This is a genomic window from Cupriavidus sp. WS (assembly GCF_000395345.1).
In the GTDB taxonomy this organism is placed as follows: domain Bacteria; phylum Pseudomonadota; class Gammaproteobacteria; order Burkholderiales; family Burkholderiaceae; genus Cupriavidus; species Cupriavidus basilensis_B.
This window is the reverse complement of record NZ_AQPL01000678.1, coordinates 1-2,005: the sequence shown is the minus strand read 5'-3', so window position 1 is coordinate 2,005 and position 2,005 is coordinate 1. Positions and strand designations below refer to the sequence as shown.

The window sequence follows — 2,005 nt, the reverse complement described above, 5'->3', positions numbered from 1 at the left end:
GGGCGGTCGCACGTCTTCGCCGCCCTCCATGCGCTCGCGAACTATCCCCAGGGGATAGCTCCATCAACGCCCGCCGGCATCCACGCTCTCCCGAAAATCGCGGCTCCCGGCCCGCACATCCCCGGCTGCACGCCATCCCCGCCCCAGCCATTCCATCCCGTGAAAGTGGTCGCCACCACATGCGGCTTGTTTGCTGCTGCCCCCGGTGGTGCTCGGCATCCTCGTTTCCAGCAACTCAATGAACCACGGAAATCGGATGGACGAACATGCGGCTGTTCTTGTGCGAGAAGCCCTCCCAGGGCAAGGACATTGGCCGGATTCTCGGCGCGACGCAGCGCGGTGAAGGCTGTCTCAGCGGCTCCGGCGTCACCGTCACCTGGTGCATCGGCCATCTCGTAGAAGCGGCAGCACCCGAGGTCTATGACGCGGCGCTCAAGCGCTGGTCGCTGGAACAGTTGCCCATCATTCCCCAGCAGTGGCGGGTCGAGGTCAAGCCAAAGACCGCCCCGCAATTCAAGGTCGTCAAAGCGCTTCTGGCGAAGGCGACCCAGCTTGTCATCGCCACCGACGCCGACCGCGAAGGCGAACTGATCGCACGCGAGATCATCGACCTGTGCGGCTACCGCGGTCCCATCGAACGCCTGTGGCTGTCGGCGCTCAACGATGCGTCCATCCGCACCGCGCTCGCCAAGCTGCGGCCCTCGGCCGAGACGCTGCCGATGTATTACTCGGCGCTGGCGCGCTCGCGCGCCGACTGGCTTGTGGGCATGAACCTCAGCCGGCTGTTCACCGTGCTCGGGCGGCAGGCCGGCTACGACGGCGTGCTGTCGGTCGGACGTGTACAGACCCCGACGCTCAAACTCGTGGTGGACCGCGACCGAGAGATCGCGGCCTTCGTGTCCGTGCCGTACTGGGCCATCGACGTGTCTCTGTTCACAGGCGGCCAGGCCTTCACCGCGCAGTGGGTTGCACCGGACGCCTGCACTGACGATGCCGGCCGCTGCCTGCAGCAGCCCGTCGCACAGCAGGCCGCGCAACAGATCCGCGCCGCAGGCAGTGCCCAGGTGGTGTCGGTCGAGACCGAGCGCGTGCGCGAAGGTCCGCCGCTGCTGTTCGACCTGGGCACGCTTCAGGAGGTTTGTTCCAAGCAGCTTGGGCTAGACGTGCAGGAGACTCTGGAGATCGCTCAGGCCCTGTACGAAGCGCACAAAGCCACCACGTACCCGCGTTCGGATTCCGGCTACCTGCCCGATAACATGTTCGCCGAGGTGCCCACGGTCCTGGATAGCCTGCTCAAGACCGATCCCGCGCTGGCCCCGATCATGGGCCAGCTCGACCGCACCCAGCGCTCGCGCGCCTGGAACGACGGCAAGGTGACGGCGCACCACGGCATCATCCCGACGCTCGAACCCGCGAACCTCTCCACCATGAGCGAGAAGGAGCAGGCGGTGTACCGGCTGATCCGGGCACATTACCTAGCCCAGTTCCTCCCGCACCACGAGTTCGACCGCACCGTGGCGGATCTCTCCTGCGGCCAGCAGAAGCTGGTGGCCACGGGCAAGCAGGTCGTCGTGAAGGGCTGGCGGCTGGTGCTGGCCGAACCACAAGCGGACGAAGACGGCGATGGTGCCGCGCGCAGCCAGGTGCTCCCTGCGCTGCGAGAGGGCCTCGCGTGCCAGGTGGCCGAGGTCGAAGTCAAGGCGCTCAAGACGATGCCGCCCAAGCCCTATACGCAGGGCGAGCTGGTCAAGACGATGAAGGGCGTTGCGCGTTTCGTGACCGACCCGCGCCTGAAGCAGAAGCTCAAGGACACGACGGGCATCGGCACCGAGGCGACGCGGGCCAACATCATCAGCGGGCTGATCGCCCGCGGCTACATCGTGAAGAAGGGACGCTCCATCCGTGCATCGGATGCGGCGTTCACGCTGATCGACGCCGTGCCTGCGGCGATTGCCGACCCCGGCACCACCGCCGTGTGGGAACAGGCGCTGGACATGATCGAGGC

At 66.7% G+C, this 2,005-nt stretch carries 1 protein-coding gene; it reads left to right on the top strand.

The features are described 5' to 3' along the window. Window positions 1-266: 266 nt before the first annotated feature. The coding region (locus K206_RS0136460) for a DNA topoisomerase III (protein WP_020207144.1) at window positions 267-2,005 on the top strand (1,739 nt) is incomplete at its 3' end.